This is a genomic window from Bacillus suaedaesalsae (genome assembly GCF_016890225.1).
GTDB classification, from domain to species: domain Bacteria; phylum Bacillota; class Bacilli; order Bacillales; family SA4; genus Bacillus_BS; species Bacillus_BS suaedaesalsae.
Window position 1 is genome coordinate 137,446 of the sequence record NZ_JAFELM010000028.1, and the last position, 21,120, is coordinate 158,565.

General features: G+C 35.9%; 26 protein-coding genes, 1 pseudogene and 1 other annotated feature. Of the genes and pseudogenes, 6 read left to right on the top strand and 21 right to left on the bottom strand.

Going from position 1 to position 21,120, the window contains the following annotated elements; all coding sequences use genetic code 11:
* The first annotated feature begins 19 nt into the window (after nucleotides 1–19).
* Nucleotides 20–655, top strand: coding sequence for a TetR/AcrR family transcriptional regulator (locus tag JR050_RS09760; protein ID WP_204203305.1), 636 nt, complete (start codon nucleotides 20–22; stop codon nucleotides 653–655).
* Nucleotides 656–939: 284 nt separating this feature from the next.
* Here the strand turns inward: JR050_RS09760 and JR050_RS09765 are convergent, their stop codons facing one another.
* The 14 genes and pseudogenes from JR050_RS09765 to JR050_RS09830 form a co-directional block, all read right to left on the bottom strand.
* Entirely contained in the window at nucleotides 940–1,512 is a 573-nt protein-coding gene (locus JR050_RS09765; protein WP_204203306.1) for a flavin reductase family protein, read from the bottom strand.
* A gap of 140 nt (nucleotides 1,513–1,652) precedes the next feature.
* On the bottom strand, nucleotides 1,653–3,731 hold the full coding sequence (locus JR050_RS09770) for a DUF4179 domain-containing protein (RefSeq protein WP_204203307.1): 2,079 nt from the start codon (nucleotides 3,729–3,731) through the stop codon (nucleotides 1,653–1,655).
* A gap of 138 nt (nucleotides 3,732–3,869) precedes the next feature.
* Nucleotides 3,870–4,634, bottom strand: coding sequence for an alpha/beta hydrolase (locus tag JR050_RS09775; RefSeq protein WP_204203308.1), 765 nt, complete (start codon nucleotides 4,632–4,634; stop codon nucleotides 3,870–3,872).
* 19 nt (nucleotides 4,635–4,653) lie between these two features.
* Nucleotides 4,654–5,457 carry a PP2C family serine/threonine-protein phosphatase gene (locus tag JR050_RS09780; protein ID WP_204203309.1) on the bottom strand — a complete coding sequence of 268 codons (804 nt, stop codon included), beginning with the start codon at nucleotides 5,455–5,457 and terminating at the stop codon, nucleotides 4,654–4,656.
* Nucleotides 5,450–5,935 (bottom strand): HIT family protein, encoded by a 486-nt coding sequence (locus JR050_RS09785; protein ID WP_204203310.1) that lies wholly within the window; start codon nucleotides 5,933–5,935, stop codon nucleotides 5,450–5,452. The genes JR050_RS09780 and JR050_RS09785 overlap by 8 nt, the downstream gene beginning before the upstream one ends.
* A 4-nt stretch (nucleotides 5,936–5,939) precedes the next feature.
* Nucleotides 5,940–6,160, bottom strand: a binding site (T-box leader).
* Between the two features lie 65 nt (nucleotides 6,161–6,225).
* The gene (locus tag JR050_RS09790) at nucleotides 6,226–6,867 is read right to left on the bottom strand and encodes a nucleoside deaminase (protein WP_204203311.1); all 642 of its coding nucleotides are present in this window, start codon (nucleotides 6,865–6,867) and stop codon (nucleotides 6,226–6,228) included.
* Between the two features lie 13 nt (nucleotides 6,868–6,880).
* The gene (locus JR050_RS09795) at nucleotides 6,881–7,372 is read right to left on the bottom strand and encodes a cysteine hydrolase family protein (RefSeq protein ID WP_204203312.1); all 492 of its coding nucleotides are present in this window, start codon (nucleotides 7,370–7,372) and stop codon (nucleotides 6,881–6,883) included.
* 150 nt (nucleotides 7,373–7,522) lie between these two features.
* Entirely contained in the window at nucleotides 7,523–7,822 is a 300-nt protein-coding gene (locus JR050_RS09800) for a spore coat protein (RefSeq protein WP_204203313.1), read from the bottom strand.
* A gap of 16 nt (nucleotides 7,823–7,838) precedes the next feature.
* Nucleotides 7,839–8,033 carry a hypothetical protein gene (locus tag JR050_RS09805; protein ID WP_204203314.1) on the bottom strand — a complete coding sequence of 65 codons (195 nt, stop codon included), beginning with the start codon at nucleotides 8,031–8,033 and terminating at the stop codon, nucleotides 7,839–7,841.
* A gap of 16 nt (nucleotides 8,034–8,049) precedes the next feature.
* A complete protein-coding gene (locus JR050_RS09810; protein ID WP_204203315.1) occupies nucleotides 8,050–9,186 on the bottom strand; it encodes a zinc-dependent alcohol dehydrogenase in 1,137 nt (378 codons plus the stop codon).
* An 18-nt stretch (nucleotides 9,187–9,204) separates the two neighbouring features.
* On the bottom strand, nucleotides 9,205–9,573 hold the full coding sequence (locus tag JR050_RS09815) for a spore coat protein (RefSeq protein WP_204203316.1): 369 nt from the start codon (nucleotides 9,571–9,573) through the stop codon (nucleotides 9,205–9,207).
* Nucleotides 9,574–9,589: 16 nt separating this feature from the next.
* A complete protein-coding gene (locus JR050_RS09820) occupies nucleotides 9,590–9,835 on the bottom strand; it encodes a spore gernimation protein GerQ (protein ID WP_204203403.1) in 246 nt (81 codons plus the stop codon).
* 164 nt (nucleotides 9,836–9,999) lie between these two features.
* Nucleotides 10,000–11,034 carry a cytochrome d ubiquinol oxidase subunit II gene (locus JR050_RS09825; protein WP_204203317.1) on the bottom strand — a complete coding sequence of 345 codons (1,035 nt, stop codon included), beginning with the start codon at nucleotides 11,032–11,034 and terminating at the stop codon, nucleotides 10,000–10,002.
* A 14-nt stretch (nucleotides 11,035–11,048) separates the two neighbouring features.
* Nucleotides 11,049–12,414, bottom strand: a pseudogene (locus JR050_RS09830) (cytochrome ubiquinol oxidase subunit I).
* A 144-nt stretch (nucleotides 12,415–12,558) separates the two neighbouring features.
* Between JR050_RS09830 and rluF the strand changes: the two are divergent.
* Nucleotides 12,559–13,266, top strand: coding sequence for a 23S rRNA pseudouridine(2604) synthase RluF (gene rluF, locus JR050_RS09835; RefSeq protein ID WP_204203318.1), 708 nt, complete (start codon nucleotides 12,559–12,561; stop codon nucleotides 13,264–13,266).
* Nucleotides 13,267–13,294: 28 nt separating this feature from the next.
* Here rluF and JR050_RS09840 read toward each other — a convergent pair whose 3' ends face one another.
* Nucleotides 13,295–14,386 carry a copper resistance D family protein gene (locus JR050_RS09840; protein ID WP_204203319.1) on the bottom strand — a complete coding sequence of 364 codons (1,092 nt, stop codon included), beginning with the start codon at nucleotides 14,384–14,386 and terminating at the stop codon, nucleotides 13,295–13,297.
* Nucleotides 14,387–14,932, bottom strand: coding sequence for a copper resistance CopC family protein (locus JR050_RS09845; protein WP_204203320.1), 546 nt, complete (start codon nucleotides 14,930–14,932; stop codon nucleotides 14,387–14,389).
* A gap of 169 nt (nucleotides 14,933–15,101) precedes the next feature.
* On the opposite strand from JR050_RS09845, the gene JR050_RS09850 reads away from it, so the two are divergent.
* Together JR050_RS09850 and JR050_RS09855 are read left to right on the top strand one after the other, a co-directional pair.
* Nucleotides 15,102–15,674: a YdcF family protein gene (locus tag JR050_RS09850; RefSeq protein WP_204203321.1), complete on the top strand. Its 573-nt coding sequence runs from the start codon at nucleotides 15,102–15,104 to the stop codon at nucleotides 15,672–15,674.
* A 10-nt stretch (nucleotides 15,675–15,684) separates the two neighbouring features.
* Nucleotides 15,685–16,086: a hypothetical protein gene (locus JR050_RS09855; protein WP_204203322.1), complete on the top strand. Its 402-nt coding sequence runs from the start codon at nucleotides 15,685–15,687 to the stop codon at nucleotides 16,084–16,086.
* A gap of 52 nt (nucleotides 16,087–16,138) precedes the next feature.
* Here the strand turns inward: JR050_RS09855 and JR050_RS09860 are convergent, their stop codons facing one another.
* The 5 genes from JR050_RS09860 to JR050_RS09880 all read right to left on the bottom strand — a co-directional run bounded on the left by JR050_RS09860 (nucleotide 16,139) and on the right by JR050_RS09880 (nucleotide 19,996).
* A complete protein-coding gene (locus JR050_RS09860; RefSeq protein WP_239454251.1) occupies nucleotides 16,139–16,465 on the bottom strand; it encodes a MazG-like family protein in 327 nt (108 codons plus the stop codon).
* 120 nt (nucleotides 16,466–16,585) lie between these two features.
* A complete protein-coding gene (locus tag JR050_RS09865; protein WP_204203323.1) occupies nucleotides 16,586–17,005 on the bottom strand; it encodes a VOC family protein in 420 nt (139 codons plus the stop codon).
* A gap of 359 nt (nucleotides 17,006–17,364) precedes the next feature.
* Nucleotides 17,365–18,117, bottom strand: a complete 753-nt coding sequence (locus JR050_RS09870) for an SDR family oxidoreductase (protein WP_204203324.1) — start codon at nucleotides 18,115–18,117, stop codon at nucleotides 17,365–17,367.
* A gap of 2 nt (nucleotides 18,118–18,119) precedes the next feature.
* Nucleotides 18,120–19,382 (bottom strand): neutral/alkaline non-lysosomal ceramidase N-terminal domain-containing protein, encoded by a 1,263-nt coding sequence (locus JR050_RS09875; protein WP_204203325.1) that lies wholly within the window; start codon nucleotides 19,380–19,382, stop codon nucleotides 18,120–18,122.
* The gene (locus tag JR050_RS09880) at nucleotides 19,382–19,996 is read right to left on the bottom strand and encodes a Type 1 glutamine amidotransferase-like domain-containing protein (RefSeq protein ID WP_204203326.1); all 615 of its coding nucleotides are present in this window, start codon (nucleotides 19,994–19,996) and stop codon (nucleotides 19,382–19,384) included. The genes JR050_RS09875 and JR050_RS09880 overlap by 1 nt, the downstream gene beginning before the upstream one ends.
* Nucleotides 19,997–20,104: 108 nt before the next feature.
* Here JR050_RS09880 and JR050_RS09885 point away from each other — a divergent pair, with 108 nt between their 5' ends.
* Nucleotides 20,105–20,851 (top strand): VOC family protein, encoded by a 747-nt coding sequence (locus tag JR050_RS09885; RefSeq protein ID WP_204203327.1) that lies wholly within the window; start codon nucleotides 20,105–20,107, stop codon nucleotides 20,849–20,851.
* 56 nt (nucleotides 20,852–20,907) lie between these two features.
* Complete coding sequence (locus tag JR050_RS09890; protein ID WP_204203328.1) at nucleotides 20,908–21,054, top strand: hypothetical protein; 147 nt, start codon at nucleotides 20,908–20,910, stop codon at nucleotides 21,052–21,054.
* Nucleotides 21,055–21,120 lie beyond the last annotated feature (66 nt).

Consider the following 21,120-nt stretch of genomic DNA (forward strand, 5'->3'; position numbering starts at 1 on the left):
AATATATGGGAGGAAAGGTATGAGAAATCTAGGTTCGGATTTACGAGTCATTCGTACGAAAGAATCTATCAAGAATGCATTGATAGAACTAATTGAAGAAAAAGGGTTTGAGGCAATTACCGTTAAAGACATCACAACTAAGGCAAAAATCAATCGTGGAACCTTTTATAGCCATTATCAGGATAAATATGATTTAATGATCCGATGTGAGGAAGAATTGGTAAAGGAGATGGAGGACAAGATTATTAAAAACATGCCAAGATTAATTGCAGATTTAGAAACGAATGCTCCGGATACTATGCCCTTTGCCATACTTATTCCATTTTTTGAATTTATAAATCGTAATAGAGGATTTATGAAAGCTTTATTGGGTCCCAAAGGGGATTTATCGTTCCAAACAAAATTGAAAGTATTTATGAGAAAGGCCCTATTTGAAAGTAACCAAACTATTTTTAAACAGGAAAAACTTCTTGTTCCACCAGAATACCTAGTTACATATATTGCTTCAGCCCATATAGGCGTTATTCAAGAATGGCTGAATAGTGATAGAGAGGAATCACCACAAGAGATAGCCCGAATTATAATTACAATGACCATAAACGGTCCCTTCTATGCGGCAGGCTTAAATATAGGAAAAAGGGACATTACCAATTAGGTGTTGTTGTCCCTATTTTTAAAATCTTAAATTACTTACCTTATACAAAAATATGCAAAAAAGAGTGTGTCCAAGTTAAGAATCCAAAATATATATCGAGTTCAAATTACCTAACCCATTAGTTAAGAAGATAAATGCATCCTTTATAGGAAATATCAACTATTAACAAGTCTGGATAAATTCCAATTCTCCAAAACAATTTATATGTCATATTTCTTTGTTATCCATTTCACTAAATACCGCTTTTAAGGCTGCCGCACATCAGTATTATCGCTCAATACGTATCAGAGATTGTCCTCTTCATCCTTGAAAAACGACTCAAAATTACTATTATTATCAACTTTTGAATATGTTGAACGGCCAATATATAGAGGAATGGCTAGCTTTTCAAAATTTGGCAATCCATTTTCTAAAAACTTTTCATTATCACGATAAAATTGAACGATATTGCCGACAAACCAATCATGATCACCATATGAATTTCGATCGATTACTTCACATTCATAGGCAATATAGGAATCATTTAAAATAGGAGAACCAGTCATTCTACCTTTTTCATTGTCCATTTTTGCTAACTCAAATTTATCGATTTTTTCACCAGATAACATACCCGCTTGTTGTATAAAACTAGCTTTTTCATATGGAAGAAAATTAATTGCAAATGTTCCTGCTTCCTTCATCAAATGGTATGTAAATCGCTCACGTCCGATGGCCACTCCGTAGATAGGAGGATCATACGATATATACGAATGCCATCCTGCTGCCATTATGTTGTCTTTTCCCTGATTTGAAACTGTTACAAGCGCTACCATACCAGGATAACTGTGCATCGCTTGATTGTTAATTGGCAATATCATAAGTTTATTCCCCCTCATTAGTTAATTTGATTGAATCCAAAGGAGTCGACACGACCTTTGTTCAAATCGAACGAAATGAATATTCACCTCTGCTCCCATTCATAATCTGTTCTATTAATCTATCATTTTCTTAAAACAGATTACTTCTTTTGTATACCGCCTTCTTCAAATTGGATATTCACTACTTCATCTAAATACTTTGTAGTGTTATAGCCATTTATTTGGAGCTTATTCGGAATAATTTCTCCATCAGAATACTTTTTAAATAGCTCTATTTCATAATTTGTTTGATAATAACGCGGTAGTTCGTCGGAAGCATTAAAGTAATTATAATCACTTGGATCGATTTCATTTCCTTCTCGATCCACCCACACTCCATGACTTCCATAAAAGCCCATATCTATTTGATTTTCTGCTTGTTCTCTTGTCAAATCAAATTGTAAAGACTCATACTCTCTATCTTGTGGCGGGGCATCTGTAACCATTATTTTAGTTGGCTGGTCTATGGTTACTTTTTCAATCGTAATTGGATTCCCCAAATAGTGAAAAGTTTGAGGGAACTTCTCTTCTAGATTAAGATTAAATGAAACAGGGTCTTCTACAGAATAATTGATAGAACTAAAATGAATGGTAAACTCCTTTGATCTTTCGAAATAAAGTTGATCAAAGCTTTTTACATATGAACTATCTTCATCATGCATCGCATAATAATTTTGATTAATTGCTTCTTTATTTCCTCTTTCAAGTTTTTTGATATGAACATCATGTATTTGTTTTTTGCTTTCTTGAAAGCTAGTATTCACACGATATTGTAGAAGAGTTGTAGTTGGAGCAAATGTTATTTTCTCCATAATAATAGGAAACCCATCAAGTTCCATTTCGTTACTTAATTCGTATTCAATGGACGCTTCTTTTGTCACTGGAATAGTAAAGCTCCATTCCCCATCAATCAACCTGTTCTCCTGAAAGGTATCAATCATTGTACCTTCTTTATTGTCAGGGTCCTCAATTACCTCTAATAACTTTGAAAGTTTTAGATTAATTATCCCACTCTCTTTTACAAGCGGGGATAAGCTAAGTACTCCACTAAATACATTTTCGCCTTTATCTATTGATTGTAGTTTGGTAGGAGAATACATGTAATTAGTATTCATATTAAAAATCTCATAATCGTTCTCAACAGACATCCCGTCAAACTGACTAATGGCATATTTTTTATCATCGGCAGCTTCAATGTCATAAAAAATAAGTGTTTGATAATCATCCGAAACGGCGGTTTTAAATGTAATTTTAATACCATTATGTTCTGATTCAATATTTAGCCTTTCACCGACCCCATTTTTTAAATAAGTCAACATCTCCTCATCTTCCAACTGTCTCCACTCTAACCATGAATAATAAAAATATGAGAATCCGTTTGTAACAAATCCTACAACAATAGCAAGCGTTACTATCGAGGCTAAAACGACACTTACTTTCGTTCGTTTCTTTTGTACTCTCCTTTTTTCCTCCCGGATTCCCCTTTCTGTTTCTTGAACTCTATTCGTAACATCATTCATAAGATCAGGAGGTATCTCCACGGAATCTAATTCTTTTTCCAAGACTAAAAAGACCTCTTGAAGTGAGTACAACATGTTATTACAAGGTGTACACGTATGTATATGCATTTCTAATTCGATCTTTTTGTCTCTATTTAACGTCATGTTTACATAATCTATGAATCTATCTTGGTATTGTCTACAACTTGCTTGTTCAGCCTCTACTTCTCCTTCTGGAAGTAAAAACTTTGCTCCTTCATACAATCGAGAGTTCACCGTTTCAACTGGTATTTGTAATAGATATGAAACTTCTTCATTCGACAAATTCAGGATATATTTTAAGACTATTATATTTTTATGGTCATGATCCATTTTAATTATTTTATTTAGGATCTCTCCATTCGTAACATGCATTCTATCTATCAGATGACTAGGAGACATTTCACGGCAGGCTTTTATCAGAATCGAAATGACCCAGATTTCAAAATTAGATTCTTTATTTACACGATGACTTTCCTCATAAATTCTCATCATTACGTTATAAAAAACATCTTCAATATCCCTAGAATCCTTAAGATAAATCAAGGCAGTTTGATAGAAGAGTTGTTTCTTAGTATCGAACCAATTCAACATTGATTTTATATCATTTTCTTTAAATGGAGGTGTATTTTCTACTATCACTTCAGGCAGTCTCTCCTTATCATTTTGGCCATTAAAAAACCTTACATTTAAATTAGTAGGGTCGTTTATACTTATTTCGACAAATAGTAAAAATTCCCCTTTACCTTTTACAAGTTTCTTATGATTTAACTTAATAGACTATGAAGTGATATAGGTGATAATTTGTGGAACTCTCTCTTTAAACGTGGCGTAATTGTGTTTACCACCTTTGATAATTTCAACATTAACATTCGTTATCTTTTCTTTTACAATTTCATAGACTGCTTGATTTGATAACTCAAATTGATGACTAATTTCAGTATTTTCTCCCGCTTCAGTTGTTCCGTAATCAAGATAAAACTTTTCGAGTGAGGATAGATCCCTAGTTTTCAATAATTCCTCTATTGATTCTTGATTTCGATAAAACGCGGATGAAATGGCTGCCACCCTTTTAAAAATGTTTGGATAACGACATGCTGCATACGTGGAGATTAATCCACCTAATGAAATTCCAGCCATGTATGTTTTGGTTATCTCAGTTCGATACGTGGAATCAATGAAAGGTTTTAGCTCTTGGACGATAAAATCTACATAATCATTTCCTTTTCCACCAGATAGGCTTTTGTAACCGAGGACCTTCTCACTAAGTGCACCATGTCCAAACGGACAGTACTCATTGATTCTTTCTTCAGCGAATGTATTTTGGTCAATAGCTATTACAATGATTTCCACCCTATTTTCTTCCAAATACGTGTGCAAATCTAATGAGACTCCACCAATTGCTTCTTTATCATCAAAAACATTTTGTCCATCATGCATATACAAAACAGGATACTTCTTATCAACATCAGCGTAATTATGTGGAAGAAAAATGCGAATCTTTCTCTTTTGTCCAAATAGTGGTACTTCAAAATTTTCGATCATATATTACCTACCTGTTTTTTTACTTTAAATCACTTGGGAGTGTAGCTTCTTCTATAACTTCTACCTTCCAAGAAATGATTGTCGTACTGTCTCTCACGTTCTTTTCTTTAATTTCGTTTAATATTTGCAAAGTTCCTTCACTTACTGAGTGGTCTTCGAATCTCATAAATATTTCAGATGGATTCTCAAAGCTAGTATTGGGACATTCCGTTAAACCATCTGTTGTAAGGAAGATGTGGTTCTCTCCCTTTCTAAGCTCCTTCCGTCCCTCACTGTAACAAGGAACTTCTAAATCAAATGTGTTAACAAAACCAATCCATTCATAGAAGCTTCGATGATTTTGCCCATATTCATTAAGTTTGGCAAGCTCTGGATGATGCAAATGGAGAATACAGTCCCCGATTGATAACCACCAAAGGTATTTATCATTTCTAGCTACAAGTAAACAGGCTGTTTCCCCTTGTATAGTTTTACAACGCACGCTAAATTCTGTACTTTGAAATGTAGAGAGTATTACCTTTGAAAGTTGGTTGAAGCACTCTTTAGAAGGTAAAGTAAAAGAACTCTTAATGATAGCTTCTAATCCTTCAATTGTTTCCATTACTAATTCTGCACTTTCAGCTGTATTATGTGCGTCCATCAATACAACAAATTCACAATTATTCGCATCATCTACCCATACTAGGCAACCATCTTCATTCTTATATTGACCTGCAGATGAATTTCCCCCGAAACGTCCAATCGTGATATGTTCCAAGTTTGTTACATCTAGTTGATCCACGTAATGCTGTTCACTACCTACCCAGCGAAACTTCTTACTCATAATGATTCAACTCGATATGCGCTTTCATTCGATGGCAAAGCTCTATTACCTCTTCATTTGTTCCCATTCGAGCGTTTGGGGCATCATATACGTCAAAAGGACCCCAAAATTGTTCAGGTGTATGAGGATAACGAGCGATAATATGCATATGCATGTGCGGAACTGAATTACCAGAAACAACAGCGTAAATGTGCTCTGCTCCTTCTGTTTCCTTCAATGCTTTACTTACTCTCGCCATGATCATTCCGAACACTTTTGCTTCAGCTGGATTCATTTCAGCCATTGTTGGTACATGTCTCTTTAAGTCAATCATGATATGCCCTAAATAATTCGGTTTCCCATTTCGATCGATATGACCCACATACACATACTCATCTTCATAGATCATAACTCCTGCTGTATCAATTAAACCTTGATGCTTTTCACATATAAAACAACTCAATTCATTCTCCCCCTCTAAATATAAAAAGCCTATCATCTCTATAAGAGACGATAGGCTTTACCTAACGTGGTACCACTCTTTTTGGCTCGTATACATAACACAAACCCACTTTAGACTCGATTACGGAAGTAACCCGTTTAAACGATAGCTCGCTTAACCACTCATAGACAAGTTCAGAAGGTTTATTGACTGTTTTACACCAACCAACAGCTCTCTATCACAATAAATCCATCCCTACTGCTTCTACTTAATTGCGTTTTTTTATGGAAATGTTTTACTAATCTTAAACATTTCTGGTTCATCCGTCAATACTTTTCCTTAATCTCCTATCTAGCTGTTGTCATGATTTCTTCAATCAATCGTTCATACACTTGTTCAATGTTAATTTCTCTAAAATCAGCTAATCTGTTTTCTTCCACCCATTTATAGGCGATACTCACTGCCCTTGGATAATCTTTAGCGAAATCATCATGTACAGGATGAGCTTTCGTATAATCGATCATCATGTCAAAATATATATTTAACATGACGGAAAGCTCTTCTAAATAAGGAAAAGGTCCGGTAATTGTAATATTCTTTCGAGTTAAATACGGCGTTGTGTCTTTTAAGTTTGTACTCCCACCATACCGGTCTTTTGCTGCATATTCGAGATTACGAATCCCGCTCATGTAAAAGGCACTAAAGCAAAGTGGACAAGGCTCAAGCGTAGAATATAAAATATACCGATTCACCTTCTGATGAACTCGATTATCCAATTTTAATAACGCATTTACTTCTGCATGTGCAAGCTCATTATTGTAGACCACTGAATCTGCCGTCTCCTTAAATGTTGAGCTTTTCCCACTTGCTACTATTTTCCCATCTTCATTAACAACAATCGCTCCAACAGGACGTGACCCTTCTTGAAAAGACGCCCACGCTTCATGAAAACAAGCCTGCCAAATCACAGGAATATCTGACCATTTCATAAAAAAGCCTCCATTATTGATTAGCTAAGTATGAAATAACTGGATGAGAGATGACATTGCGATCGTGATACATCAATTCAACACTGCTTGTTCTTTCTCCCACTATTCCATTTTGAAGTAAAACCGTTTTAAATCCTCTTTCGTTTGCCCCGTTGTATGTAAACAGAACACAATGCTCTGCCGCAAATCCTGCTATAATAACAAGCCCCACTTTATGTTCATGAAGGAGATCTTCTAAATTCGTTTTCCAAAATGAATTAGAGTGTTCTTTCTGTACAATTTTGTCTGATGGATCAACATACACCTCTGAAATAAAATCCAATACATCGTCATTCTCACCATTTGCTGATTCAACATCTTTTACATGAACGACAAGATGATTATTTGAACGAAGTAAGTTTCCAACATAGTTTATATATTCACAAGCTCTGTCTACTTTTAGTTCCTTGATTTGTTCTTCTAAGAAAATCTTTTGCATGTCAATGACAAGTAATGCAATTTTCAATAAAATCCCACCTTTATTTTATTTCGTATCTATATATTTTCTACTAATTTCATATTTTCCCTTCCTTAGCAGCTTTTGAGTAATAAAAAAACAACCATTATCCTCGAAAATAGAGGCTTACGGTTGTTATTTGATCCATAAAGAATTATTTCATAAATTCGGTAACTTCAATGTTGTCTCTATGTTTTGTAAATTTAACTTAATTTGCTCGTTAACATCGGATGGATAATACCAGCCATTTTTTATCAAATAATTTGAGATTTGTTCATGCATATCTAGAGCTTCCTCTAAATGTTGGATGAGAATTTCTTTAATTTCAGGAGTTCCTGATTCTGTTACTGCCATGGCATAATTCCGAACTCCACTCTTTGCTGAGTTCAATAAGTCCATGGCTATTATTTGATCCGTCAGGGCGCTCATGCCTGATAAATTTTCTATAATCGAATTCATATTTAATCAACTCCTCTTAATGCTTTGCATTGGAAAGAATGGAAGCAAATTCCTGTAACTGTCTAGTAGAGATATCCACATCATGCTGCATAATTGCTTTTAGTTGAGGGTCAGAAACGAGAGCTTTCATTGTTTTAGATTTTGTTAAACAAACCGTCTTAAATGCTGTCATTTCTTGAACTTCAAGCACTTCATGTAAAGCATAATCCATTTTTAAAACTCCTTTGTTATGGTTTTAAGACGACTTTAATACAATTATCTGTTTTAGTATCGAAAATTTCGTACCCGCGCTTTGCTTCACTTAGTGGTAATACATGACTTACCACATCTCCCGGATCGATTTTACCAGTCGTTACTAATTCATACATATAAGGCATATAATGAATCATTGGAGCTTGTCCAGAACGGATATTAACGTTTCTTTGCATAATATCTCCTAATGGGAAACCGTTATATCTGCCTCCATAAATACCTGTAATCTGGATTGTTCCTCCTTTGCGTACGGCTTGTGCTGCAATAACAATAGCACTCATTGCACCACCTTGAAGTTTTAAGCCAGTAGCAAGAAACTCTAAATCCGTCATTTTACCATCCATACCAACGGCATCAATCACGACATCCGCTCCACCATGGGTGATTTCTTTTAAATGGGCCCCAACATTTTCGTATTTCTCAAAATTTATGATTTCTACATTGTTCGTCCGTTTAGCATGTTGCAGGCGATAGTCTACATAATCAACAGCGATTACACGCTTTGCCCCTTTTAACCAACAAAACTTTTGTGCAAATAGTCCAACTGGTCCACAACCAAGAACAATGACCGTATCTCCTTCTTTTACTCCAGCGTTATCTACACTCCAATAGCCTGTTGACATGGCATCAGCAATAACACTTAGCTTTTCATCAGGCTCTTCACAGCTTTCTGGAATCTTAAAGTGAGTAAAGTTTGCAAACGGTACACGTAAGTATTCTGCCTGTCCACCAGGATATCCACCTGCTGTTCCAGAGTATCCAAAATAAGCTCCTATATCTCCATTTTCATTTGAATTATCACACTGACTCTCGAGATTATCTTTACAATATCTACATTCCCCGCAGGCAATATTAAATGGGATGATGACACGATCTCCTTTTTTCAGATTCGTTACACCAGGGCCGACTTCTTCGACAATTCCCATAGGTTCATGACCAATAATATAATCCTCCTGCATATTAGGAATCATTCCGTGAATTAAATGTAAGTCTGATCCACAAATAGCTGTACTTGTTACTCTTATAATCATGTCGTCTGGCTTTTCAATCTTCGGATCCGGAACTTCCTTTACCTCAATATTTTTTATACCTTGATACGTTACTGCCTTCATGCTGAATTACCTCCATTGTTAATGTTCATCAGGTGTCCGGTCAAACATCCCTTTTCGATTGGTTTCACCAGGAAATAAATTCATCTTACTAATCATCACTGTATTATTTGCAGAAAGCTGATCTAATTTATATTGCTCGCTCAGATCATGTGGATGAAACCATTTTTTCCGAATCATAAGATCTGTAATTTCTTGATGCATCTCAATCCCTTGACGAAGTTGTTTTCGTAATGCAGCTCTAAGATCCGGTGATGATGTTTCCGTTAAAGCAATTGCTGTATTTCGGACAGCTTCCTTAGCACGAATTAAGAAATCCATTGCAAAAGTCGTATCCGCGAGCTCTGGTACATGTAACGAATTTATTGGATCTAAATAATCATTGTTCAAATCTATCACCTTTCTTTCAATTTATAATAGGTGTTGGTCTACTTTGAGGAACAGGTGCTTCGAATGGTGCTCGCTTATAGATTTCCTGTAACTCAGCGAGATCCTGTGACGATTGTTCAACGTCCTTTTGCATCAAAGCTTTAAGTTCTTGATCAAATACCAATCCTTGCATTAACTTTGATTTTGCTACACATAATGTTTTAAAGTTGATTGCTTCATGCAAATCTAACGATTCATGAGGTGCTAACTTTTGAATATCGATATCCATACGTAATTAACCTTCTTTCAACAAAATATAAAAATAGGTTTCCCGGCAGAAGTTCTTATAATCTGAGAATATTTGTATAGAGAAATGATTCATAATTATTGGTTTTTAATGTATAAAAGAAATCGACACAGTGTCAGACACTGTGCCGATCAATACCATTATCCTTTTTGTCGTAAATACCGCTTATCATTCATAAACAAACTCCAAAAGTAAATAAAACCTGGAAACAGTATCGCGAATCCAATAATATATGTGATAAAAACAGCCCTAAATGAATTAGGATCCGTAAACGCCGATTCAATAGTCACATCAGGATAGATAATATAAGGTAAATGAGCCTTTCCATATACATAGCTCGCGACTAAATATTGACCTATTACTGCTATTACTGATAATCTTGGCATACCTCTTACACCTTTTTGAAAAGGTGAAGGTGCATAGAGACCGATGCCAATTACCAAGAAGAAACCAACTGATAAAAGTAATAGCGGCAAATCGTCCATCATTCGATCATAAATCCAACTAGCCTCATTCTTTAATGTAAACATAATTAGAAATGCCATGACTAAAGAGATTGGACCTAATATCATTCCATCTCTCAAATATACCTTATACGCATCCATTTCATTTGATGCTTTTGAGTAATCTGCTAAAAGTAATGATGATAAAAACAATGTACTCGTGATTGCAAATGCAATAAATGCATATTCATTTGGACTTGTTAGAAGCTTAGATAAATTCAAGGTAGGATTACCATCAATATAGTCAACAAAATGACCATGCGTAATAGGTAAAACACTTATTAACAGACCTGGAATTAGTATTCCTGCAATCCCTGAAATATACGTCAAGGGTTTTTTATACTCCGTTGCGATATTTAAAAATACAAGAAAGGCACTTCGTAATGCTAATAATAGTAAGATTAAACTTCCTGGAATAAGAAGAATCGTACCTAATATATTGGCAGCACTAGGGAACAAACTATACACTGCTACAACAAGAGCAACAATAAATGTATTCGTTACCTCCCAGGTAGGAGATAAATACCGATTTGCAATGTTGGTAGCCTTCGTTTTTTCTCGGTTTATATAGATCATCGACCAAAAACCAGCCCCAAAATCCATCGTTGCCATTACAGCATAGATAAAAACAAAGCCCCATAAAACAGTAATTGCAATAAGAGCATCAGCCATCTATTTTCATCCTCCTAAGAGTTTGAACTGAATAAGGGAATCCCCTTTTTTTCAGCACGCTCAATATCGTCCATTTCCGTATTCTTTCTGAAGAAATATAACAACACAAAAACAACTGCTATACCTAAAATAATGTAGACAATGATAAAGGATACAAATAACGTGCTTAAATTTGTTGCTGTAGTAGCTGACTCAGCAGTTGATAAAATATGATAGATGACCCAAGGTTGGCGTCCTGTACAAGCAAAGATCCACCCAAATTCAATTGCAAGAACAGCAAGAGGACCAGTTGTAACTAGACCCCAAAGCATCCACCTGGGATAATGTGCCTTCTTTAAAAACTTTATCCAAGCTAACACTAAAATTGGAACCATAATTAATAAAGATCCAATACCAACCATCGCATTAAACAGAGTATGTACAAATAAAGGTGGCCAAAGCTCTTCTGGATAATCATTTAGCCCTTTCACAACTGTATCAAAGCTGTTTCCAGCCAAAAAGCTCAGTGCCCACGGAATTTCTATATCCCACTTCACTTCTCTTGTCTCCCGATCTGTATAGCCTCCAATAGCAAGAGGTGCATGTGACTGAGTTTCAAATAACCCCTATGTTGCTGCCAACTTTTCTGGTTGATATTTATGTAAGTATTGATCAGCAGAATGACCATTGATGGCAGTTAAGAATGCAAAAATCCCACCAATAATTAAGCTTAGCTACAGTGCCTTGTGATGAAATTTATATATTCTAGTTCCTACTTCATGTCTCCTTAAATTAAATGCAGCAACAAAGGCGACGTCAAACGCACCTACTACATAAGCTGATAAAGCGACGTGACCTGCCGTGACAAAGAAGCTCGGATTTTTAAAAAAAGGCTGCCCATGGGTTAATATCTACTATCTCACCATTTATAATTTGAAATCCAGCAGGTGTTCCTTGAAAGGCATGAACATTGGTAATTAGTAACAGCTGATGCTACTGCACCTAGTGCCACTAGCACAAGACTAACAATTCTCATCCAAGGAGCGATTCGTTCTGCTGCATAAACGTAGATTGACATGAATAAAGCTTCAATGAAAAATGCATAAATTTCAATTTGAAAAGGAAGTGGCATTACACGTCCTATTCCTCCATAAACCCTGGCCATAGTAAGGATAATTGCACTCCCGCAATTGTTCCTGTTGGAATGCCTACTCCAAGTAAGACGGCAAACGCCTTTGTCCAGCGTTTTGCCATTACGACATAATCTTGATCTTTTGTTTTTTGGTACAAAAGCTCTGCAGCTAAAATCATAAGAGGTAATTCTACCCCAATAGTTGCATAGATAATATGAAATGCCATTGTAGTTCCAAATAAGGAACGAGCGAGTAGTAAATCGTCCATGAATGTTTCTCCCTCTCATAAATAGTCTTGATAATTATTTCCAATTTCACCAAGAATATGTAAGCGTACTAGATTCACGGTTTTTTTTTATCACTTCATACGGTATACTGAGCACAAAGAATATCAATCAAGGTGGGAACGTTTTTGAGGATTAATAAATTTATTAGTGAAACAGGAATATGTTCTAGACGTGATGCAGACAAATGGGTTGCCGCTGGTAGAGTTACCATTAATGGAGTGCTTGCCGTCCCAGGTAGTCAAGCTGAACCCGGTGATGACATTCGTGTTGATGAAAAACCGATTCGTTCTAAGCCAACGCTCGTATATATTGCATTAAATAAGCCAGTAGGAATCACATCGACAACGGAGCATCATATTAAAGGCAATATTGTGGATTTTGTGAACCACCCTTTACGAATTTTTCCGATCGGTCGATTGGACAAAGATTCAGACGGTTTAATTTTAATGACGAACGACGGGGATATCGTCAACAAAATTCTTCGTTCAGAAGGAAAACACGAAAAGGAATACATCGTAACCGTGGATCAACCTATTACAGAGGCATTTTTAACCCAAATGTCTGAAGGTGTAGAAATTCTGGATACAAAAACACAGCCTTGTAAAATTTTTAAGGAATCGAAATATGTGTTTCGTATTATTTTAACGCAAGGATTAAATCGCCAAATTCGCCGCATGTGCTCTGCTCTCGGATATAATGTACGTAAGCTTCAGCGAATTCGAATAATGAATATCAAACTAGGTAATCTGCCAATCGGTAATTGGCGTGACTTAACAGAAAGTGAATTACAACAACTTTTCAGAGAGACAAATCATAAACCAAACCAAACTTAAAAAGGCTTAGCACCGTCGCTAAGCCTTTTTATTGTACAGATAACATGAATGATAAATAACTAGTGAACACAAATAATACACTAAATACTGCCGTCAACCATGGTGAAATTCTTTTCATAAATGAAATAATGATAAGTGATAAAAATAATAGGCTGACGAGTATTAAGAACACACCGTAAAAACCAAATTCTAACGTACCACTAATTTTGTCTATATCTCCATTATAGAAGAATAAAAACAACGGTGAAGGACCGTCAATTAATAATGACTCATTTATACTATGTGGAGGTGATTGTTGTCCTAATGCCGCTGTTGCAGAAAAAACGAGTAATAAAATGATACTCTCTACCCTAGACCATGGTGTTGGATTGAAGTCTTCTATTTGCTTTATCTTTTTTCTTACCAACATACTATTAATAAACGCGTAAGCAAGTAACGGCACAATAAATAAGTGCTTAATCAGTAGGGATTGACCATACGATAATGCCCATGAATTTGAGTACTCGCTAGGTAGGACAACAAGTTTCATCAAGAAAAAGCCACTTAGAAGCACCGTAAGTAAACAAACGATTGCCAAAGGTGAAAACCATTGTAAAAAAGGAAGCCAATTTTCTTTCCCTCTAGCAAACCAACTAACCACTAGCAAAATCCCAACCCAAGCAGAGACCGCCAAAAAGTGAATAGTATGCAGCGCAAAACCAAACGTTGATAGCGTACTAGCGTGGCTGGACCAACCTTGTGCTACAACCAACAATACAGAAAAAATGACTCCAATTACTATGTAAGCATATTCCTTCTTAACATCAATTAAAGAATAATATAAGAAAAAGACAATTGAAATAAAGAGAGAAAGGAGCCAAGCCTTTCCTACTTCAAAACTAAATAAGACCGACTGAATAGTAACGAACAGTTCGTAGTCCTCTGCTAATAGAATAATTAGTCGAAGAACAGGATGAAAAGAGAATATCGCTACTCCGATAATAGAACCTAGCACAACCGCTCTGGGTACTTCTAGGACTGGCCTCTGTTCGCTTGATACGATTTGCAAGAGAAAAGTACCCATTACAATCGAAATACATAAGTATAGTAATACTTCACTCAGTACACCAAACAAAAGCATCTATTTCCTCCTTAAAATCCATACGAGAAAACCAATACCGATTGCAGAAACAAGTACGACTATTACCGGTATTACAAATAATGGTGACTCTATTTCTGAGACTTTCTCTTTTACTGGTTCTTCATTTTCAACGGTTGGAGCTTGCTCTTTCTGCTCTTCTTTTGGCTCCTCCGTTTGTGGAGTACCTTCTTCTGCCACCACTGCGAACACATACTCCCCATTTATTGGATGTCCATCAGCTCCAATGATATTCCACGTGACTTTGTATTCCCCGCTTGGTAAAGGTTCTTCTACAGTTCCTGTCATCTTATTTTCTTCAATCTGTATGTTCGTAATTTCGACAGAAGAACCATCAATTTTAAAAACTTCAAACGAACTTGTTTGTTCGATTTTGGTAGCAAAAGTTAAAAGAAAGGTATCAAGGGATCCAACAACGATTTCACCATTATTAGGTTTTGAGGATTCCAATTTTGTATGTGCTTGCACTTGAATGGAAAATACTGTTACAAGCATTAAGGCAGTTAATAGAAATGATTTTTTCAACATATATAATCTCCTATCCATGATTATTAGTACCATTATTCATCATATCAAACGCAGAATCAATTATCAGAGTAGAATATTACTTTTTTGTTAACGTTTTTCTCCATATTTAACCACATATATACAATTATTGTTATACTTACTATATAAATCCTTTTTTAGGAGAATACCTATGAAAAAACTTATTAAACTTTTTCTTTCAGTAATTATCATCGTGATTGGCTTATATACTGTAACCGTACATACATTAATCGCAAAAACAGCAAAAGAAGTACCTCCTGATGATGCCGATTATGTAATCGTTCTTGGTGCACGCTTACATGGTGAAGAGATGTCACTGTCGTTACTATACCGAGTGGAAGCTGCTCTCGATTATTTGAATACTAATCCATCTACAAAGGTGATCGTATCTGGTGGACAAGGACCAGGTGAAGATATTACTGAAGCAGAAGCGATGTTACGTTTCTTTAAAGAAAAAGGAATACCGGAGGAACGCATTTTACTGGAGGACAAATCCACTACCACCTATGAAAACCTCTCTTACTCGAAAAACCTCATCGAAGATTCAACTACCGTAATCATCGTTAGTAATGATTTTCACTTATTCCGTTCAACGATTATTGCCGATCGTGTAGGATTAGAGCAAGTTTATACTCTATCCGCTAAAACACCAACTGTCGTCATTTTGAAGCTCTGGGTCAGAGAATACGCAGCCGTACTGAAAACGTGGCTAGTCGACCGTTAAGGAGGAACTTATGAAAAAACGTGTGTTGATGCTTGTTGTAATGTCCATTATTTTATTATTTGGTTTTTCTTATATCCCTCAAAAGGTTTTTAATATATCACCAACGAACGTCTCGAAAATAATCGTGTTTAATGGTACAAATGGAGAGGAAATCGTAATAGTAGATCGAGTTCATATTGAAACAATCACCAAAAACTTAAACGATGTTACCTTTCAAAAAGGAAAACCTTCTATTGGATATTTGGGCTATACCTTTCGGATGACCATCTACGACCAAAAGGATAATGAGATGGAAAAATTTATTATCAACTCAAATGATATGCTCAGATACAAAGGCTTTTTCTATATGGCATCTGATGATGAGATAGAGTATGAATATATTAACAATTTATTTGAAAAAGGCTTGGAGTAGTATCCATGCCTTTTATTGATCCTTATTCACTCTCTCTTTTATTTCGTCCATTTTATGATAAAAATGTCGATTCCACATCAATCTCAAAGTAATTCGCAAATTTCATTAAATAGGCCATGCAATCTATAATCTCTTTACCTATATTTTCTTTATATACTAACTTTGCCTCTTCAAAGGCTTCCTGATCACCCATCACGTCACTTGTCTTAAAAGTCTGGTTAAACATCGCCCGAAACTCTTCTGCAATCTCACTAACTTCTGTTGTTAAAAGCATATAGTTATTGAGTAAATCTGTTCTAGACTCTTGAAAACTATCTTTACTAATTCCCCAATTCATATCACTTTGGAACTTTTTTATAAACTCTTGTTCCTTTTTCATGTAACTCATTCCCCTTTTTCACATGTGCTGTTAATTTCATTATATATACTTACTCAGGTAAGAGACAAACGCCGTCCATTATGAAAAAGACATTCACCTGTTACACGAATGTCCTATAACTTATTTGTTTGTAGAAACCTGCCATTCTACACCAAATTGATCAGTCACACTACCGTACAACGGACTCCAAAATGTTTGTTGAAGAGGCATCCCAACTTTTCCACCTACAGAAAGCTTTTCAAAGATTTCTCTCGTTTCTGCTTCGTTATCCAATATTAGTGCTATTGTGATATGTGATCCAACTTGATAAGGGTGTCCAGGCATAGTATCAGAAATCATAAGATCCACATCCCCTACCTTTAAATGGGCATTCAATACACGATTCTTCGCTTCCTCAGGTGTTGGAAACTCTGGATTCGGTGGCATATCGCCAAACGTTTGAACATTTAAAACAGTCGCGCCCAGCGAATGCTCATAAAACTTCACAGCCTCTTGACCATTTCCGTTCATTACTAGATATGGATACATTGATTTAATCATAAAGCACCTCTTTTTATTATTTTCTCTATTCATTGTAACCACAAAATTGTAGATTTTAACTGAATTCAAAACTCTGCATAAAATATTTCGGCGAAAAGACATTACTATCAGCGATTTCATCTTATATCAGCGAAAATTAAATGTTTATCGGCGATTTCTCCTATCTTATCGGCGAAAATGTACGTATAATCGTCGATAATCATCAGTGTATCGGCGAAACGAACATTTATTCGGCGAACTATACTCGATATCAGCGAAATCATCTTCTTTTCGGCAAACACAGCAAAACCAACTTTTCCTTGGGCAAACTATGCTCGATATCCATATAGAAAATAAATTTTCATCAACCTCATCAAAACTTAACTTCGTAAAAATCCACCCTCCGAATGAATCACCTGACCCGTAATCCACTCCGACTCATTACTTGCTAGGAATGCTATCAATTTCGCGGCATCTTCCGGCTGCCCAATTCTCCCTGTTGGAAACTTTGGCAAGAGATGTTCGCGAATTTCATCATTCATCCAAGTAGTATCTGTTGCTCCTGGATTCACAGCATTAACTGTAATACCTAAATGTGCAACCTCCGCAGATAACGTTTTCGTAAAAGCAGTAATCGCCCCTTTTGTAGCAACATAAGCGAGTTCTTCTAGCATAGGTCCTAGCTCTTGGCCAGAAATCATATTTATGATTCTACCATTCTTTAAATTAGTCTTTTCAAACTTACGGACAAATTCAACTGAAAGCAACATAGCAGATCTCATATTCACCGTATAGTGAGCATCAATTGTTTGAGCGTCAAGCTGTCCATATCCATCTCTCATTGAATATGCAGCATTGTTTACCAAAATGGTTGGAACACCTAATTGAGAGGTACAAGCTTCTATTACCAATCTAGACGCAGTATGATCAGATAAATCAATATCGAAACCCTTACATGACACCCCATACCCTCGCAATTCTTCTTTGAAAGTAGACGGCCATCGTTCTTCCGATTGAAAATGTGTAAAAAAGATATGTACACCTTGGGAAGCTAGTTTTCTACAAATTGCTGCTCCAATTCCTTTCCCGCAGCATGCACCTGTGACAATTGCAATTTTCTTTTCCACTTTCATCCCTACTTTTTATATAGTTTGATTACTTCATGTACGATTCTATCTGCCGTTTCTGGAACAGGTGGCATCCACAAGCCAGTAAGTGGTCCATAAACGACTGGATTAATTTCCACTTCATATCCACCATATGGGTATTCTTCAGTTGTTGGTAAGTAGCCGATATATCCATTCGTATACCCACCGAAAAAAGCTAGTTCCGTTTGTAGTTCCTCCTTAATAGTAAGAGCTGTTTCAGAAAATGGCTCCATCGGAATACCGGAAAAAGATCCTTCATTCAATTGCAACAATTGAATCTCTAAATCTAGCGATAATTGATCTCTTCCACGCTCTTGGAAATCTAGCATTTTTTGTTTCCACGCTTTCGTATTCACGCCCCAAAGCTTTTCTGCATAATCTGCCATTTCATCTATATCTTTATCTTTCGGATTTTGCATTAGCATCATCTGTATTGTCTGTGAATTCATATGTAATAGTGAAATAGGCTGGTACTCTAGTTCAGGTACTATAGTTAATACATGTCCACTCAAGGTAAACGCCATTTTGTTATGATCCTCTTCTGTGCCTCTCCATCGTGCATTCACATTTCCAGCAGCACATTGCACGATGATGACAGGACATCCTAGAGTACTCTCCAAAATATTTCTTGTTTTCCCCGGATAATCAGCCGATAATCGTGTACTATCTCCTTTTAAAACATTGGGATGAGCTGTACAAAATACAATTACACCTAATAGGTTTTCAGAGGTTTCATGCTTAAGAGCTAAAACTCCAATTCTATTATCTACTATTCCTTCAAAGTTAGTTCCCATTATTACTTTTCCATGTGGTGTCTTTTCTCTACGATTTACCCCAATTTGTCCATATGTCACACTCCACCCAGCTTGACAAGGCTCAACTCTCTCATTTGCACAAATTGCAGCTTGAACAACTTGTTGGATCAACACTGTCTTATAGGACTGAATTATTTCCTTATTGCTCGCTGTTGCAGGACCTGAATGAGTGTGTGTGAACAATATCATGATATCTTTAACATCAACAAGAATCTTTTCGGAGATTATTTCTCTCATCACCATCGTATCTTCTACAAGCATGCCAATGTTATCCACACTAATGATTACTGATTTCTTTTCACCAAGTTGGAACACAAAAGCTGTTGCAAAAATTGATTCATCCACATTTTGAATTCCGGTTGGCCTGTGGTAACCAATGAAATCCGTTCCTATTTTCGGACTAATATTTATGGTATGAATTCCGACTTTGCTCATTACAGTTCTCCTTTAATTTCACGCACATTTCCAATAATATCCATCTTTTCACCTTGAATAAATATACCGTCACCGTCATGAAGGCAGAAAATGGTGTTTTGATGATGTTCTCCCAATAAATTGAGTTGGTCGTTCCAATGCGGCAAGACCTCAAAATCTACTAAACCAAGTGAAGTTAAATCTTTTAAATCTACAAGATTATCATCTAACAAATGAGCCATATCAATTGTTTTGGACATTAAAATACTTCCGGCACTAACGCCCATCAGGATTTTCCCCTCTTTAACAAACTCTCTTATTAAACACAACATGTTACTCTCTCGCAGCTTCTTCAAAAAATAAAACGTATTACCTCCAGATAAATAGATGCCATCACACATTTTAAGATCTTTGATAAGTGACTCATCAAACTCTTCGTCTACATCAAAGTACAATAATTCATCTACGCCAACATTCTTAAAAAAATCTTGTGCATTATCAAAGTATTTTCGTGTTTTATCAGATCGAGACGGGATATATCCAAGTTTAAAGGTTTTACCTGAGAACAAACTTTCTAGCTTGTCCTCTATTTTTTTGTTTCTTGTTAATTCACTTAATAATACGAGTGTTTTCAATATATGCTTCCTCCAACGAACGATTCTTCAATAATTATCACATAAAATTTGACTTTTGTAGCAAATAATATTCAAAATATTGGTAAGAACAATTAAGGAGCATCCAACATGATGTTAAAATTTGACCATCTCGTACACTTCTCTACTTCTCCTTTAAAAGCAGCTGAAGAATTCTCTTTACACGGATTTCAAGTGATCCCAGGAGGAAGTCATCCAAATTGGGGAACATACAATTCGTTAAGTTACTTTCCTGGATTACGTTACATTGAATGGATTGGGATTAATAAGATGTCGATTGCCTCTACTTCGGATAACCCGCTCATACAGCAAATTGTGCATGATTCTTTCAAAGGTGAAGGCTTTTCACAAATTGCATTCCGAACAGATGATATTGAAGCATTGGCTACTAATTTGACTGAAAAAGGATTTACCACCATTGGTCCGATCCAAGGAAGTAGAAAGCGTGAAGACGGTACTGTCCTCGAATGGTCCATGCTTTTTATTGATGATCAAGAGTTGCGATTGCCATTTTTCATTCAATGGGGCAAGCGGGATGAAGAACGAGATAACGATCTGCAATCTTTAATGAATCACGAAAATGGTACGCCTTCCTTCTCCTTTGTTGGTTATGCTGTAAAAGATGCACGTAACTTTGCGAGAAAACTTTGTAATATTGTTGGCGTAAAAAAGCTTGATATTTATCAAACTTATTCCGAAATAAATGTAGATGGGATTGGAGTTCGTTTTTATGAAAAAGAAGGAAGTCAAAGGCCAATGTTAGTGGGGATAACGGGTGTGAATGAAGAAAAAACAATCGAAATAGCTGGTGGAAGGTATCACTTACTCCGCGTATGATTTACTTAATTTGTGGTTAAATTTTATAAGGTAGAATGGACGAAAGGGTGAGATAATTGAAAAAAAGTGAACATGTGAGAAATTCAGTAATTATTGTATCTAACGAAGAACGCCTCAAGGAACAAAATAGACGTGATCGTGATTCGTTTATGGAAGATAAAGCAATGGATGCACAAATTCGTGGTGATTTGAATAAGTTTTAAATTGGAAAGCCGTCAAGCTTGGTGCTAGCGGCTTTTTGTTTTTAATTGGTGAATACTATTAGTTAG

Bases quoted from the DNA above. Each gene is read 5' to 3' on its own strand.
- JR050_RS09760 (WP_204203305.1), top strand. From the start codon at position 20: ATGAGAAATCTAGGTTCGGATTTACGAGTCATTCGTACGAAAGAATCT.
- JR050_RS09765 (WP_204203306.1), bottom strand. From the start codon at position 1,512: ATGATATTGCCAATTAACAATCAAGCGATGCACAGTTATCCTGGTATG.
- JR050_RS09775 (WP_204203308.1), bottom strand. From the start codon at position 4,634: ATGATCGAAAATTTTGAAGTACCACTATTTGGACAAAAGAGAAAGATT.
- JR050_RS09780 (WP_204203309.1), bottom strand. From the start codon at position 5,457: ATGAGTAAGAAGTTTCGCTGGGTAGGTAGTGAACAGCATTACGTGGAT.
- JR050_RS09785 (WP_204203310.1), bottom strand. From the start codon at position 5,935: ATGATAGGCTTTTTATATTTAGAGGGGGAGAATGAATTGAGTTGTTTT.
- JR050_RS09790 (WP_204203311.1), bottom strand. From the start codon at position 6,867: ATGAAATGGTCAGATATTCCTGTGATTTGGCAGGCTTGTTTTCATGAA.
- JR050_RS09800 (WP_204203313.1), bottom strand. From the start codon at position 7,822: ATGAATTCGATTATAGAAAATTTATCAGGCATGAGCGCCCTGACGGAT.
- JR050_RS09805 (WP_204203314.1), bottom strand. From the start codon at position 8,033: ATGGATTATGCTTTACATGAAGTGCTTGAAGTTCAAGAAATGACAGCA.
- JR050_RS09810 (WP_204203315.1), bottom strand. From the start codon at position 9,186: ATGAAGGCAGTAACGTATCAAGGTATAAAAAATATTGAGGTAAAGGAA.
- JR050_RS09825 (WP_204203317.1), bottom strand. From the start codon at position 11,034: ATGGCTGATGCTCTTATTGCAATTACTGTTTTATGGGGCTTTGTTTTT.
- JR050_RS09840 (WP_204203319.1), bottom strand. From the start codon at position 14,386: ATGCTTTTGTTTGGTGTACTGAGTGAAGTATTACTATACTTATGTATT.
- JR050_RS09845 (WP_204203320.1), bottom strand. From the start codon at position 14,932: ATGTTGAAAAAATCATTTCTATTAACTGCCTTAATGCTTGTAACAGTA.
- JR050_RS09850 (WP_204203321.1), top strand. From the start codon at position 15,102: ATGAAAAAACTTATTAAACTTTTTCTTTCAGTAATTATCATCGTGATT.
- JR050_RS09855 (WP_204203322.1), top strand. From the start codon at position 15,685: ATGAAAAAACGTGTGTTGATGCTTGTTGTAATGTCCATTATTTTATTA.
- JR050_RS09860 (WP_239454251.1), bottom strand. From the start codon at position 16,465: ATGAAAAAGGAACAAGAGTTTATAAAAAAGTTCCAAAGTGATATGAAT.
- JR050_RS09865 (WP_204203323.1), bottom strand. From the start codon at position 17,005: ATGATTAAATCAATGTATCCATATCTAGTAATGAACGGAAATGGTCAA.
- JR050_RS09870 (WP_204203324.1), bottom strand. From the start codon at position 18,117: ATGAAAGTGGAAAAGAAAATTGCAATTGTCACAGGTGCATGCTGCGGG.
- JR050_RS09875 (WP_204203325.1), bottom strand. From the start codon at position 19,382: ATGAGCAAAGTCGGAATTCATACCATAAATATTAGTCCGAAAATAGGA.
- JR050_RS09885 (WP_204203327.1), top strand. From the start codon at position 20,105: ATGATGTTAAAATTTGACCATCTCGTACACTTCTCTACTTCTCCTTTA.